This is a genomic window from Methanobacterium alcaliphilum (assembly GCF_023227715.1).
GTDB lineage: Archaea > Methanobacteriota > Methanobacteria > Methanobacteriales > Methanobacteriaceae > Methanobacterium_E > Methanobacterium_E alcaliphilum.
The window spans coordinates 134,773-149,462 of sequence record NZ_JALKIF010000001.1; the positions used below are offsets into that span (position 1 = coordinate 134,773).

12 protein-coding genes are annotated in these 14,690 nt (G+C 34.1%); 4 read left to right on the top strand and 8 right to left on the bottom strand.

The features are described 5' to 3' along the window. Positions 1 to 160: 160 nt before the first annotated feature. From MXE27_RS00705 to MXE27_RS00715, 3 genes are all read left to right on the top strand, one after another. Positions 161 to 1,645, top strand: coding sequence for a TrkH family potassium uptake protein (locus MXE27_RS00705; RefSeq protein ID WP_248610466.1), 1,485 nt, complete (start codon positions 161 to 163; stop codon positions 1,643 to 1,645). A 113-nt stretch (positions 1,646 to 1,758) separates the two neighbouring features. Continuing rightward, positions 1,759 to 2,283 carry a hypothetical protein gene (locus tag MXE27_RS00710; protein WP_248610467.1) on the top strand — a complete coding sequence of 175 codons (525 nt, stop codon included), beginning with the start codon at positions 1,759 to 1,761 and terminating at the stop codon, positions 2,281 to 2,283. Between the two features lie 26 nt (positions 2,284 to 2,309). Next, positions 2,310 to 2,771: a GyrI-like domain-containing protein gene (locus MXE27_RS00715; protein ID WP_248610468.1), complete on the top strand. Its 462-nt coding sequence runs from the start codon at positions 2,310 to 2,312 to the stop codon at positions 2,769 to 2,771. Positions 2,772 to 2,878: 107 nt separating this feature from the next. Here the strand turns inward: MXE27_RS00715 and pscS are convergent, their stop codons facing one another. From pscS to hypD, 7 genes are all read right to left on the bottom strand, one after another. Continuing rightward, the gene (pscS, locus tag MXE27_RS00720) at positions 2,879 to 4,015 is read right to left on the bottom strand and encodes an O-phospho-L-seryl-tRNA:Cys-tRNA synthase (RefSeq protein ID WP_248610469.1); all 1,137 of its coding nucleotides are present in this window, start codon (positions 4,013 to 4,015) and stop codon (positions 2,879 to 2,881) included. A gap of 127 nt (positions 4,016 to 4,142) precedes the next feature. Then, positions 4,143 to 4,673, bottom strand: coding sequence for an NTPase (locus MXE27_RS00725; protein ID WP_248610470.1), 531 nt, complete (start codon positions 4,671 to 4,673; stop codon positions 4,143 to 4,145). Positions 4,674 to 4,685: 12 nt separating this feature from the next. Next, positions 4,686 to 5,453 carry a zinc-ribbon domain-containing protein gene (locus MXE27_RS00730; RefSeq protein WP_248610471.1) on the bottom strand — a complete coding sequence of 256 codons (768 nt, stop codon included), beginning with the start codon at positions 5,451 to 5,453 and terminating at the stop codon, positions 4,686 to 4,688. Positions 5,454 to 5,550: 97 nt separating this feature from the next. Further along, positions 5,551 to 6,678: a radical SAM protein gene (locus tag MXE27_RS00735; RefSeq protein ID WP_248610472.1), complete on the bottom strand. Its 1,128-nt coding sequence runs from the start codon at positions 6,676 to 6,678 to the stop codon at positions 5,551 to 5,553. Positions 6,679 to 6,698: 20 nt separating this feature from the next. Further along, the gene (locus MXE27_RS00740; RefSeq protein ID WP_248610595.1) at positions 6,699 to 8,006 is read right to left on the bottom strand and encodes a TldD/PmbA family protein; all 1,308 of its coding nucleotides are present in this window, start codon (positions 8,004 to 8,006) and stop codon (positions 6,699 to 6,701) included. After that, entirely contained in the window at positions 8,000 to 8,674 is a 675-nt protein-coding gene (locus tag MXE27_RS00745) for a phosphoglycolate phosphatase (RefSeq protein WP_248610473.1), read from the bottom strand. Before MXE27_RS00745 ends, MXE27_RS00740 begins: the two co-directional genes overlap by 7 nt. Positions 8,675 to 8,725: 51 nt before the next feature. Further along, positions 8,726 to 9,772: a hydrogenase formation protein HypD gene (hypD, locus tag MXE27_RS00750; protein WP_248610474.1), complete on the bottom strand. Its 1,047-nt coding sequence runs from the start codon at positions 9,770 to 9,772 to the stop codon at positions 8,726 to 8,728. 1,100 nt (positions 9,773 to 10,872) lie between these two features. Here hypD and MXE27_RS00755 point away from each other — a divergent pair. Continuing rightward, on the top strand, positions 10,873 to 13,824 hold the full coding sequence (locus MXE27_RS00755) for a PAS domain S-box protein (RefSeq protein WP_248610475.1): 2,952 nt from the start codon (positions 10,873 to 10,875) through the stop codon (positions 13,822 to 13,824). 27 nt (positions 13,825 to 13,851) lie between these two features. Here the strand turns inward: MXE27_RS00755 and MXE27_RS00760 are convergent, their stop codons facing one another. After that, on the bottom strand, positions 13,852 to 14,670 hold the full coding sequence (locus MXE27_RS00760; protein WP_248610476.1) for a CPBP family intramembrane glutamic endopeptidase: 819 nt from the start codon (positions 14,668 to 14,670) through the stop codon (positions 13,852 to 13,854). Between the last annotated feature and the right edge of the window lie 20 nt (positions 14,671 to 14,690).

A 14,690-nucleotide genomic window follows, 5' to 3' on the forward strand; every position in this document is an offset into this window, starting at 1 on the left:
AAATAAAATAAAATGAACAGTTTAAAATAAATTAAAGAAAATATAATCAGTTCTCTAAAGAAAATCAAAATAAGTGCAAACTGATCAATAAAAGTATATTAAAAAAATTATTTCATGATTTATCACATTCCATTTTTGTAGCAATTTCAGGAGATGACATATGCAACAGGTAAATCGACTGAGTAAAAAAGAAATATCCACCATATTTCATTATACTGGAGATGTTTGTCTTTTACTAGGTATAGCCATCTTAATACCAATCATAATATCCTTAATTTACAATGAACACAATTATATCATTCCATTTTTATCTACAAGCATTATAACTTTGATTTTTGGTTTTACTGCAAAAAAATTCTTTAAAAAAGGACCAAACATGTCACTTAAAGTGGCCATGGTCTTTTCCACAGTAATTTGGCTTATCGCTAGTGCTGTGAGTGCTTTACCATTCTATTTTTCTGGTGAACTTAGTTATTTAAATGCATATTTTGAAGCATTATCAGGTTTTACAACTACTGGTTTTAGTATGTTCACCAATTTAGATGGTCTTTCCCACACCATAAACTTTTGGAGAGCATTTACACAATGGCTTGGAGGATTAGGAATCATATTTCTTGTTTTAGCACTTTTAAGATCCACCGGAGCTGATGTTATGCGTCTTTATCTGGCTGAAGGGCGTGATGAAAGACTGTTACCTAGTGTTAAACATACCACCAGAACCATTGTTTATATTTATGTTGGTTTAACCGGCTTGGCTATTTTTTTGTTTATTATTGCAGGAATGCCTATTTTTGACTCAATATTCCATGCATTCACTGCTTTATCAACTGGAGGTTTTGGAATGCACAATTCCAGCCTTTTGTATTATAATAGCATTTGGATTGAAATAGCTGCCATGATAATAATGATAATGGGTGCTACAAACTTCGCATTACATTATACAGTTATTAAAGGAAACTGGAAGGAATATTTCAAAGATATAGAGACTAAAGTGGCATTTGCCCTTATAATAATATCTACCTCCCTAATAACAATTATGCTGTTAAAAAATCAGGTTTATGGTACCGATTTATTAACTAATCTTAGATTCGGTCTTTTCCAAGCAGTTTCTGCAATTTCAACAACAGGATTGCAAACTGCATTTTATCCAGATATCATAACAAAATGGATTGGATTGGGATTATTCTTAATCACATTACTCATGATTATTGGTGCAGGTTCTTGTTCCACCGGAGGAGGTATTAAGTGGCTTAGATTTGGTATTTTATTAAAAGGGATGATTTGGCAAGTTAAATCTTTTATATTGCCCGGAAAAGCCATTGTTCCCAAAAAAATACATCACGTCAGTGAATTAAAAATTACGGATGATGTTTTGAGACTAACCGGAGCCTTTGTTTTTACTTATTTTGTAGTTTATATTGTAAGTGTTATACTGATTCTCATATACTACAACGATATATCTCAAGTGATTTTTGAAGTTGCATCCGCTTTAAGTAATGTAGGGCTTTCCAGTGGCATTTTGACACCAGATTCTCCAGTTCTTGTGAAAATAGTTTTTATGATAAATTTCTGGATGGGTAGGCTTGAAATATGGCCGGTTCTACTTTTAATAGTAATTACTATTCAAAATACAAGAAGAAGATAATTAAATCTTCTTTACTAATTTAATAATCCTTTTACTCAAAATCATCAAATCAATGCCCTAATAATAAATACTTTGAAAAATATAAGTAAAATTAACTTATAAAGGGTGTTTTTATGAAGTCGGATTATCTACCTATAATATTAATTATAATAGTAGTGGCCCTGGTTGGTGGAATTATTTATTATTATGCCACCATGAACACAGAATTTAATGAAGGAGAAGTTTATTTCCAAATACCTGGAACGTGGAGTCAAAGTCAGATCGTTGGAAATTTTAATAATACTGCGTATTCTGCGGTCACTTTTACTAAAGAGATCACCGATGCCAATGGAAACAAATATCCAGCATATATTAATGTGCAAAGTAGATTAGTTAATGGCACCAGTTTTAATATTACCAGCCTACAATTAAATGTGCTTAGTGCATCTAACTCCACAGTAAGTAACCTTAAAATAAATAGTTACAATATTCTAATACTGAGCAGAAACAGTCCTCAAGTATCCAATAAAATAGCAGTAATTGATCAGGGCGATTATGAATTATTAGTAGAGTATATTTGCCCTCCGGCTGCAAAGGCTGAAACTGAAGAAGCATACAACAAAGTTCTGAGTACTCTAAACATTGATAACTCAGCTTAATTTATTTTTTTAAGTTGGTGATGCACTTGAAAATCGAAGAAAAAACAATCGAAGAAGAGCAAATAGCTGTGATTAAACACATCGGTCCTGTTGAAGAAATGGGATCCCTAATTGAAAAAATTGAAATATGGGCTGCTGCAGAAGACATCGAATTAAATGGCCCTCCTTTTGCAATTTATTACAATTATCCTCAAAAAGAAAATGCAGATAAGACGGTTTATGATATTGGTTTTCCCGTGGAAGGGGACGTGAAAGGAAACCAAAACATATCCATTGCCACTATACCCGAACACAAAGTAGTTTATGCCATTTATATAGGGCCCTACTCTGAAATTCAAAAAACTTATCAAAAAATGGTTAATTTCGTGATGACCAATCATTACGATGTTATTGGGTCACCTAAAGAAATATACCACAACTCACCCCAGGAAGTGGCCGCCGGTGAGTTGATGACAGAGATACAATTCCCAGTTATCCACATGGGATAAACATTTTATTAATTCTTATTTTTATTTTAAAAGCAGATTATTCATTTTTTAATATATTTTGAAAATGTTTTATAGGGGCCTCTTATTTTAAAAAAAAAAGATAATATTTAGATAGCAGTTTTTGCAATCTCCTGGAAGGATCTAGCAATATAGTCTACCTGTTTCTGGCTCAATCCATAGGTACTGCACTTGAACCACTGGGTTTGACCCCTTTTTATGCCAACAATTTTTCTCTTTTTAAGTTCTTCATATAAGAAGAATCCCCTGCGGGGATGTTTATCCGCAATTTCATGGAATTTTGGTGTTTCAAATCTTACCAGGTCATGTTCCGTAGGCCTCATACCAACCTGCACTACACCATCAATTTCTTCCATTTGTGATACAAAATTTCGTGTCTTTTCCACTTCCACATCCCATTTACTGACACGTTCAATTACATGAGGTAATGATGCCATCAAAGTAGCAATAGGTGCTCCCCTACTGGTACATCCAAGCATCTCAATTTCCTTCTTTTCATGCCTTGAAGACCTTTGCAGTAATAAATCAGCCCATTCTTCTTTCATTCCCAATACTCCTATGGGGCCAGAGGCAGCCATACTCTTGTGGCCACTGCCCACCACAAAGTCCATGTTCATTGCCTTGGCATCAATAGGGAGTCTGCCCATGGAGTAAGCGCAGTTTAAGGCAACTGGAATCCCTGCATCTTTACAGATTTTTCCAATCTGTTTAGCATCAGTTAAATTACCATAATCTCCATCCACATGAGTTAAAAGAGCAAGTTTAACATTCTTATTTTGATCAATAGCATTTTCCAGGGTTTCTCTGTACTTTTCTGGTGTTATTTCAAATTCAGGGGCTCCATTGTTTGGCACCTCAATCATGTTGAGGTGGTTTCTCTCCACAGCCAAGTGCGTGGTGTAGTGAGCATTCCCATCTACCAGCACAGTATCCCCTTTTTCACACATAGCATGCATGACTGCAAATTTTCCTTCCCGCGCACCATGTACCGTTCGAACAGCGTCTACATTGATGAATTTTGCCAGATCTTCTAAAAACCCATTTATGGATGGTTTGGCAACTTCGTCTAACCTACCGGCACAGTAATCACATACACTATAACCGTCTCCGAATTCATATAGTGCTTCTCTGGCCTTTGCTGATAACAATCCACCCCTTTGTAATGGGTTTAAATTTAAATTTTCCCGTTCTAAAGTCCGACTTAGACCATAATCTTGACATTCCATTTAATCACCTGATAAAATTGAAAAGTTGAATTAAGTTATTATGTAAAATTTTAATATTATATTATATAATGTACTTGATTTTTAAAAGAATTCCTTAAAAACCAATAATGTATTTTATATTCCTAAATTATAAATCCAATAATCTCACAATCTCCCCATAAACAAGACCACTATTTTCCAGATTAATGTCAAATAAAACCACATCTTCCCTATTTTTAATATTTAAAACCACAGGATTATTTGATTTTTTATGAATAACTGCTATCACGTTTTTCGAACTATCAAATACTTTCTCAATAGCCCTGAAAAACTCAGGGCTTTTTAGTTCCATAGGCCCAATCTCATCAATCAAAATATAGTCCGCTCTCCCAAGTGCCATTTCCAATGCTTTAGCGCCAATATTCTTTAAATTTTCGAGGCTGACCCCATAACTCCCCACCTTAGGGCCTTCACAATCTTTACAGGAAAGTAATCCTTTTTGGCCGGTCATGATATTAATTATAGCAAAACCTGATCTTTGGCCATGGGTAATGATCTCTGGGCAGAATACCCCTCCAATTAAAAGATTTTTCTCAGTTAATGAATCCCTAATTCGATATAAAAGAGTTGTTTTTCCCACACCAGGGCTTCCCGTAATTAAAACCCTCTTATTTGTCAAGAACTCACCGAATTATTTATGCCCTGTTCCACCACACCGCGAACAAGTTATATACCCTGTGGCCTGGCATTTTATACAAACCACTCTTCCCTGACCCCCGCAGGATTGACAGCTTTCACCATTTTCCAGTAATCCATCACCGCCACAGGCATTGCAGGTTAAAAAACCAATTCCACCACAGGAATGGCATTTTATTTTTCCGTTTCCACCACAGTAACTGCATTTTGAGTCTTTATTAACATTCAGGGTAGGTTGAATATTGTTTTGAGTTGTGGTGTTCTGTTGTACGGCTTGTGTGGTATTTTCTGGATTATTCTGAATCATATAATCTTCGGGAGTATAATTAGTTTGATTTACTACCACAGGAAGTGTGTCTGCAGTACCATCATGCCCTGAAATCCACATGTTACCAGCAACACCACCTAAAAAAAGAATTAAGAGTACGGTGAATATTGACGAAGCTGTTTTATTGGATTTTTTTGGGGCATCGTGCATTTTAGATCCATTTGCATGGGATTGTGAATCCGTTAATGAATTAGAAGATTCATTCTTAAGAGCATTGTCAATCTGGTTTTCCCTATTTGCTGTCCTTTTCAAAGATGAATCGAATTTTTCAGGAGAAGTAGAAGAAAATCGGGATTTTATTGGTTTTTCTCCACCCCGTTGTGGAGTATTTAATATATTTTCACCCATGGCCTGGTCCATGGATAAATCAAAGCCACAGTTATAGCAGAACTGGTCATTTTTTTCAAGTTCAGCTCCGCATTTTTTACAGTTCATAGTATCACTAAAATCATATTAGTTACCTTGAAAGTAAGTTTTTCTGATTAGGAATAAATCAAAAATACCTGCTTTAATTATAATATAGGGTGAACTTTTATATTATATTTTCTAGACCAATCTCTTCGCCGTATTGAATTGCTTTTATAATTTCATCTCGGTTGATGGATCTAGAAATTTCAGGATACTTGTCCGCCTGATAAACTGGTCTGTATTGCCCCATAATATTAACTACAATATCCGAGCCTAAATTTTCATATATCCATTTTAAAATAGGTTTGGTGCAGCATTCAAAATGTCCCGGCAAAAGAAGGTGTCTTATAATTAAATCACCTGATTTTTTAGCCAAGAGATGATTACGCGTAGTTATATGCCAGTAATCATTGCCTCCAGATAGCCGTGATGCGCAATCATCGTTTCCGAATTTGAAATCACTTAAATACAGATCCACAAATCCATTTAGCAGCTCCATGGATTCTTTGGACATGTGAAAATTGCTGTTCCAGATAATAGGGATGTTTTCATTGCATAGGTTCATGGTTTGAAGAATAAAATAGATTTGGGGTGTTGGTTCTCCCCCTACAAAGTTAACATTTTTAGATCCTCTCAGGTGGCGGTTGTCAATTATCTCAGCCAGTTTTTCGGGACTTAAAAATACCCCATCGTTCGGGTTCTGGGAGATGTCCCAATTTTGACAGAATACACAGTTTAATGTGCAGCCTGCAAAGAATATGGTGTGACTAGGTACTAACTGAGCTTCTTCACCTACATGGAGAAATTCGGATGATATTTTCGGCTCAAGTACTCCACATTCACCGGTTTGCATATTGCGATTAACCATGCATCTTTTTTCGCAGAGCCTGCATTCTTTGAATAATTCAGATGCAATTCTGATTTTTAAATCAAGAAAAGAAAACCCTGGTTTTTTTTGAGAAGTTATTCTTTTGTTATTTATTTTGTAGTTAGGTACCACTGAAACTTTTTCTATGGTTTCATCCTTTTGAGAATACTGTTTGTTGAATTCTTTAAGAAGACGGTAGTGTTCCAGCCACATATCCCCTAAATTAATAGAGTTTAAATCTTCATGTCCATCAAATGCATCTATAAGCGAGGCTAACTTGAATCTGGGGAGTTTTTTACTATTTAAAATTTTAAAATAGTTAGATAGAGCTTTTCTTATGCGCTCTTCTTTTTCCTGTTTTTTAGAGATTTCTGAAAAATCCAAGGCCTCACTTCCATTATGGATTATTGACCCACCACTCTTAAATCATGAAGTAAAATTTGGGGCATTACAAATGGTCCGTATTGTTTAATTTCAGAATCCATTGCCTCCGATTTTTTGAGTGCTTCGAATATATTTCCAGAAAGCATGGCTTTTTTTACCGGGTGGCTTATCTCACCGTTTTTAACTACAAAAGCATTGTTTGCTTCTACTGAGAAATCCCCGGATATGGGGTTTGCTGTGTGGGCGCCTAAAACATCAGTAACTAATATTACATCGTCCAGTTCAGATAAATCAGTTTTAGTACCATAATCAACCATTACATTAGTAACAGATATCGTTGGGGTTTCTGCAAAAGATGGTCGGATACCGTTTCCAGTGCTTTTAGCGCCGGCTTTTGAAGCATTATATAAATCAAATATGAATCCTTTCAAAACACCATTTTCTATTAATGAAGTTTTTTCAGAAGCTGTACCTTCACCATCACATCTTGATGAATTTAAACCATGTTCTAAAGTCCCATTATCATAAATACTCAAATTAGAAGATACTACTTCTTCCCCTACTTTATCTGCTAAGATTGATCTGCCTCTTAAAACATTATCGGCATTTAATGCATTTATAAAAGTCCCTAAAAGGCCAGCCCCTGCATGGTGGTCTACAATTATATCCATGTCCTTAGTTTCTACTGGTTTTCCGCCAATAGAATCAGTGGCCAGTTTACAAACTTTACTTGCCAGTTTTTCGGGATCAATATTCAAAAAACAGGACGACTCTGAATCATATGCCGTAGATTTTTCATCACCTTTTTCTGCATTTACAGCCAGATATCCTGCAAATCCAGTGGATTTATCCTGACAACTAACTCCATTAGAATTTAAAATTAACATCTTGGATAATACAGCAGAAAATCCTCCAGATGTTGGTTGACATTTTGCATCTTTTACGGTGTTAATCATGGTTTGTGCAAATTCTAGTGCAGTCTCTACTTCTAAAGAATTAATACCCTCATCATAAGTCCCTTTGATATCTTTATATTTTGTTGGTTGTGATAAAGTGAAATTTTCATCTTTTTCATTGGCTTTCGAATTAGAAATTGCTCTTTCAACTGTATTTTTTATCTCTTCAGGATTTGATGTGTATGAAAACCCCATTTTACCATCAAGGATAACGCGAATTCCAACTCCCGATGTCGATTCTTCTTTTGCAAAATCTAATTTATCATTCTGAATATCCAACTGTAGTACCTGTTCTTTTTCTACAAATATTTCTGCCAGGTCCGTGTATTTTTCTGTATATTTAAGCGCCTGTAAAGCTACATCCATCATAATATAAACCTCCCTATTGCCTCTTTTACCCCGTCCCCATAACTTTTAAGGGTTACATAATCCGCTATTTTCTTTAAGTTATTATCTGCATTTGCAACTGCAACCTTACAACCTGTCACTTTTAAAAAATCAATATCATTCTCACTGTCCCCTACAGCCATTATATTTTTGGTTTTAATACCTAATTCATCTGCAACGACTTTTAAAGAAGATCCCTTATTTACCATAGGGTCAGTAAGGTGAAGCGCATATTTAGTATCATAAATTTCAATATCAAAATCTTTAAGAGTTTCTTTTATAGTTTTCACAGGCAACGTCCTAAACATTGCTATTTCCGAAACCCTGAGTTCTGAAAATTGTACCTTTTCCACATCATGTTTGGTTATCAAATGTTTGTAGGCATTTTGAGCTTTTTTAATATCCCCTAATACTTTTACCTTGCTTTCAGAGAAAATTACTCCTCCATTTTCCGATACCATTCCGCCAGTTGTTCCTAGAAGAATAGAAGTTGCCCTGGTAAAGCACATGATATTCCCGGTAACAATGATTACTGGAATACCCATTTTTTCAACAGTTCGTATGGATTCCATTGCACTGGCACATAATCTACGCTGTGGATCAGTGATTGTGCCGTCAATATCTACAGCTACAGCTTTTATCTGCTTTGCCATTAAATTTCACCATCATATAATTAAAAGAAAAAAAATAAAGTTATAATTAATTTAAAGAGTACTGTAACGGAATGCAATATTACATGTTCCTTCCTTAGAAACCATACAAGCCCCAATAGGGTTCATAGGAGAGCATGATTTTTTAAATAGTTTGCATTCTTCTGGTCGGGCCACTCCCCTAAGTATTGCACCACATATACAACCAGTAGGCGCCTCTTTAACATCTTTAACCTCGATATCAAATTTTTCACGGGCATTGAATGGGGAAAATTCATCTTTTAACTCATAAACAGAGTCGGGAATCTTTGGAAAACCTCTCCATTCACGGCTGGTAATGTAAAATACTTCTTCCATTGCCTGTTGGGCTTTTACATTGCCTTCCTCCCGTACAGCACGAGTATATTCGTTTTGAACTTCTGCTTTCCCATTTTTAATTTGACGGAGTATCATGTAAACTGCCATGAGAATATCCAATGGATTGAATCCTGCCACTGCTTGGGGAATTCCATATTTTTCAGAAAATGGAGCAAATGGTTTAGTTCCAATAATAGTGGCCACATGTCCCGGTTCAATAAGTGCGTTGAGATTTACTTCTCCAGAGTCTATTAAAAATTGTAAGGCAGGGGGAATAAGTCTATGGCATGAAAGAATTGAAAAATTTTCAGGAGGTCCGGCCAGTAACTCTGATGCTGTGGTTGGAGCTGTAGTTTCAAATCCGGCGGACATGAAGACAACCTCATTATCCAATTTTTTTGCAATTTCTACTGCATTGTTGACTCCATAAACTACCCTTACATCAGCACCATCTCCTTTAGCCTCAGCTAAGGAACTTTCTGATCCTGGAACTCTTAGCATATCCCCAAACGTAGTTATAGTTACTCCTTTTTCTGCCAGTTGAAGACATTCATCAATTTCCCGGGAAGGTACACAACATACCGGGCATCCGGGTCCCGCGACTACTTCCACTTCTTCTGGTAAAAGTGTTCTTATTCCGTTATGCATTATTGTGTGTTCGTGTGAACCGCAGACATGCATTATTTTTACTGGTTGAGCGATTTCTTTTATTCTTCCTACTATCTCTTTGGAAAGGTCTTTCATGATGTCACCCTGCAATGATTGATATTCCATTTAAAACTGTTTTTTCTGGTAAACTTAAATTAAACATGAATTTTGATTAAATCATTTATATAAAAAATATAAGGCCATCTTATTTATTAAATATGTGGATTGAAAATTGAAGGAATAATAGAATTATAATTAATTTAATTTTAAGAAAATATCTGTAGCTACCTCCTTCTTTAAAAACAGAGCCAATAAAAATACAGCGCTAGTTTATCCTAATTTTCAAAAAAAGTTAGTTTAATTGTTTTAAAAGATATTGAATCCATTAAAAGTAGATAATATGCATAATTAGATTATATTTTCCATAGCAACTTTTAAAAATCCAATTAGATGCATTATTACACATTAATTATAGGGGAAATAAAATGAAGATGAAAATTTTGGACTTTACTGGCGGTTTGTTTTATTGCAGCTTCTGCAGTAAGTTTTGCTGAACCTGATTCAGCTGCAAGTAAAGGATATTTGATAGATCATGGGCCCCCAATATTTTAAAGATATTGGTGATTGCAGTTCTGATAAAATAACCTGGAAAACATATTGCTAGAAAAAAACACCTGGAAAGTCTACAGAACGTCTTACTCTAAAGTTGATGGTAAATGGAAAAGCCTTGGTGCAACTGTTTTATGAAAAAGGTCTCTAAAAATAAATTAAAACTAGTCCGGATAGATGGAACATATAACACAACCAAATACATTAAACCAAACTAAACACCCGTAGCTATTACTGGAACGTGTTCAAACTAGACAGACTAGTTGGTTACAATCAATACAACTAATAAAAAAATTTTTCTTTTTTTTCAAATTCTCTATTTTTAAACATAAACCCATAATATTTGAATCTAAATAAAATGATAAATATAACAAATAACATATTATTAAATGAAGCTATGCAGAAATATTTATTAAATGGCCCTGAAAATCGTATGCAAACTGGGTATGAATAATATGGAGTCTGAGAACTTTATTTTTTGAATGGATATACTTTAAAACCAAAAATCATGATGCCTAATTGACTTTAAAAAATTTTTTTCCAAATAACACTCGGGGGTTATCTGATTTATTCAGAAAAAAAATAAAATGTCAAAGCTGAATGGGAAGAACAAGATTCATGTTTTAATCATTGCAGATAACATCGAAGAAGCATTGCTCATCGAGGAACATTTGAGCGAATATGATGGTAATTTTGTGATAAGTAGATCCAATACCATTGCAGATAGTATTGAACTTCTATTAAATATAATACCTGATGTAATTCTTTTAGATTTTAGTTTTTCAGATTTTAATGGCTTTGAAACTTTAGAAAAGATTTTTAAAACTGCTGCGAATATCCCCATAATTGTTCTAACTGAGGTATATGATAAAAAATTAGCAACAGCAGTTATACAATATGGTACTCAAGATTATCTCTTAAAAGAAGATTTAGATTCAAAAATTTTATCAAAATCAATATTTTATGCTATTGAACGTAAAAATATAGAAAAAAGTATAAAAGAGAGTGAAGAACGTTATAAAACTCTTTTTAACCATATGAGTAATGGAGTAGCAGTTTATTCGGCTGTTGATGATGGAGAAGATTTTGTTTTTAAAGATTTCAACCATGCTGCTGAACATATTGATGGTGTTAAGAAAACAGATGTTATTGGAAAGAGAGTAACAGAAATATTTCCCAATATAAAAGACTTTGGTCTCCTGGATACATTTAAAAGAGTATACAAAACAGGCCAATCTGAACAACATCCCATTTCCCAATATAATGATAATAGAATTAGTGTTTGGAGAGAAAACTTCGTTTATAAATTACCATCTGGTGAAATCGTCGCTGTATATGATGATGTCACAGAACGTGAAAAAGCAGAAGTAAAACTGAAAAATATCAACAAAGCTTTGTTAAAACGTGATGCCGAATTTCAACATTTTATTGAAAGTGCACCTGTAGCAATAGCCATGTTTGACAAGAAAATGAACTATATTTCCGCCAGTAAACGCTGGATAAAAGATTATAACCTCCCTGAGCAAAAACTCAAAGGAAAATCACATTATGATGTCTTCCCAGAAATTACTCCTGAGATAAAAAAAATTCATAAAAGAGCCCTTGCCGGTTCTATTGAAAGTTCTGATGAAAGTGAATTTGTACGTTCTGATGGAACTATTCAATATATTAGATGGGAAGTACATCCTTGGCACACCTCTACGGGAGAGATTGGTGGAATCATAATCTTCAGTGAAGACATCACAAAAAGAATAAAATCAGAAAAAGCACTTAAAGAACGTGAAGAACAGTTAAATCTTTTCATTTCAAATGCACCTGCTTCAATTGCCATGTTTGACAGGAAAATGAACTATATTTCCGCCAGTAAACGCTGGATAAAAGATTATAATCTTGAGGGAAAAGAGATACTTGGCAAATCACATTATGATGTCTTCCCAGAGATTACAGATGAATGGAAAAAAATCCATAAACAAGGCCTTAAAGGTTTTAGTGAAGTTGCTGAAGAAGACAAATTTGTTCGCGCAGATGGAACTATACAATGGATTAAATGGGAAGTCATCCCCTGGCATTCCGCCCCCCAAGAAATAGGTGGCATTATTATTTTCAGCGAAGATATCACAAAATTAAAATTAGCAAGTGACGCTTTAAAAGAAAGTCAAGAAAAATATAAGCATGTCATAAAAACTGCAGAAGAAGGTATAGTTCTATTTGATAAAAAAGGAACCATAATTGAAGCTAACCCTAAAGCTTTAGAATTAACAGGATCAGATGAAGACATAGTGGGTAAAAACATAATACAACTAGCCTCAATAATAAAATTAAGTGTGAAAGAAGCATTATCTGCATTCACAAATATTTTGTTAAACAAACCCATACCTAAAGAATGGGAATACACCAATAAAAAAGGTGAAAAGAAGTTTGTTAATATTCATTACAGCCTCTTAAAACAAAATGAGAAAATCAATGCTGTAGCTTTAGTTTTAGAAGATATTACCAACCTAAAGTTAAGGGAAATATCCTTAAAAGAGAATAAACAATTTTTAGAGAATATTATTGAAAACATCCCCGACATAATTTTCGTGAAAACTGCTGATGAACTTAAATTTAAACGAGTGAATAAAGCTGCAGAAGAAATATGGGGATATAAAAGAGAAGAATTACTGGGTAAAACAGATTATGACTTCTTTACTAAAGATGAAGCCGATTTTTACACTAAAAAAGACAGAGAAGTTTTAACTAGAAAGAAACTAGTTTTCATACCTGAAGAAACAGTCCATACCAAGTATTCAGGTGAAAGAATATTGCAAACCAAGAAAATACCCCTTTTAGATGATATGGGTCGTCCAAATCATCTATTAGGTATTGCTGAAGACATTACTGAACGTAAACTGGCTGAAAGAGAACTAAAAAGATCCTTAGAAGAAAAAAAATCATTACTAAAAGAAATTCATCATAGGGTTAAAAATAATATGCAAATCATCTCCAGTTTACTCAATCTCCAAAGCAATTATGTTAAAGAAGAGGAATCAAAAGATATTCTCAAAGATAGTCAAAACAGAGTTAAATCTATGGCCATGATACATGAGAAACTGTACATGTCCAGTGATTTGAGTCATATTAGTTTTAAAGAATATGTTGAAAGGCTGATTTCAGATCTTTTTTTCACATATAGTCTTCAAAAAAGTCAAATCAAAACCGTCTTAAATATTGAAGATATTGAAATGAATATGGAAACTGCAATACCTCTGGGCCTAATAATTAATGAGTTAGTGACCAATAGTCTTAAATTTGCTTTTCCAGAGAAAAAAGGCTCCATATTGATTGAACTAAAAGTGGATAAAGAAAAAAGGAAACTAATTATTGCAGATGATGGGCAGGGACTGCCCAACCAAGTTGATTTTAAAAAAACAAAAACCCTTGGTTTGGTGCTGGTAAATAACCTGGTTGATCAAATAGATGGAAATATTCTTTATGATGGCAGTCATGGGGCCAAATATATTATTACTTTCAATGATTTGAGTTATCAAAAAAGGTTTTAAAGATAGTGAAACTACTATCTAAAAAATTTAAATATGTTCATCTTTTGTAGATTTAACATTGAAATTACGAATAGCAAAAATCAGAAGCAAAAACGAAATTAATATCGCAAACCCTGCCATCGCCATCAATATAATATTCAAAGTAAGTGTAGTTACTTGATTGACGTTGATGGCACCACGAGTAAACACTGAAAAATCCCATAAAGCATGAATAATCATGGGGATAACCAAAAATCCTGTTTTACGGAATATAGTATAAAAAACACCACCCAATAGTCCTGCAAAAATCACCTGGATTATTGTTGTTGTAATGCCCTGACCACTGATAAAATTCATAGCGTGCATGCCTCCAAAAACGAGTATGACTATGAAAAATATCTTAACTTCTGTAAGTCCTGAACCACGAGCACCTTGAACCAGTAAACCCCTAGTAAGTAGTTCTTCTGCATAACCAACAAAAGCCATTGCAATAAATATAGTTAGGACAAGATTCGTATCCAATGAACCAATATGTCCTGTGATTAAGTTTACAATAATTGCAAAAACAAAAAGGATTAAGAAAATATGCATCCAAGAATGGCCTTTAATCTGGTATTTATCTCGCCATACATCCTTCCACCATCCAGACCATAAAGCAATGATTGTTAAAATTACTGCACCAGTAGTTACAGGTATCAATACACCATATAACATGTTTGAACTGCTTTTAGCAATTTCAGGGTATGGAACCCCTAATATTTTTTGAACTATAACTACAATGATTATGTAAACTGCTACAATAATTAAAGCGTTTAAAAGTGTTGGTTTTAATTTATATTGAGAATCATCATTTAATTCTAAACCCATCTTCACGTCTCCTATCCCGA

Bases quoted from the DNA above. Each gene is read 5' to 3' on its own strand.
- MXE27_RS00705 (WP_248610466.1), top strand. From the start codon at position 161: ATGCAACAGGTAAATCGACTGAGTAAAAAAGAAATATCCACCATATTT.
- MXE27_RS00710 (WP_248610467.1), top strand. From the start codon at position 1,759: ATGAAGTCGGATTATCTACCTATAATATTAATTATAATAGTAGTGGCC.
- pscS (WP_248610469.1), bottom strand. From the start codon at position 4,015: ATGGAATGTCAAGATTATGGTCTAAGTCGGACTTTAGAACGGGAAAAT.
- MXE27_RS00730 (WP_248610471.1), bottom strand. From the start codon at position 5,453: ATGAACTGTAAAAAATGCGGAGCTGAACTTGAAAAAAATGACCAGTTC.
- MXE27_RS00745 (WP_248610473.1), bottom strand. From the start codon at position 8,674: ATGGCAAAGCAGATAAAAGCTGTAGCTGTAGATATTGACGGCACAATC.
- hypD (WP_248610474.1), bottom strand. From the start codon at position 9,772: ATGAAAGACCTTTCCAAAGAGATAGTAGGAAGAATAAAAGAAATCGCT.
- MXE27_RS00755 (WP_248610475.1), top strand. From the start codon at position 10,873: ATGTCAAAGCTGAATGGGAAGAACAAGATTCATGTTTTAATCATTGCA.
- MXE27_RS00760 (WP_248610476.1), bottom strand. From the start codon at position 14,670: ATGGGTTTAGAATTAAATGATGATTCTCAATATAAATTAAAACCAACA.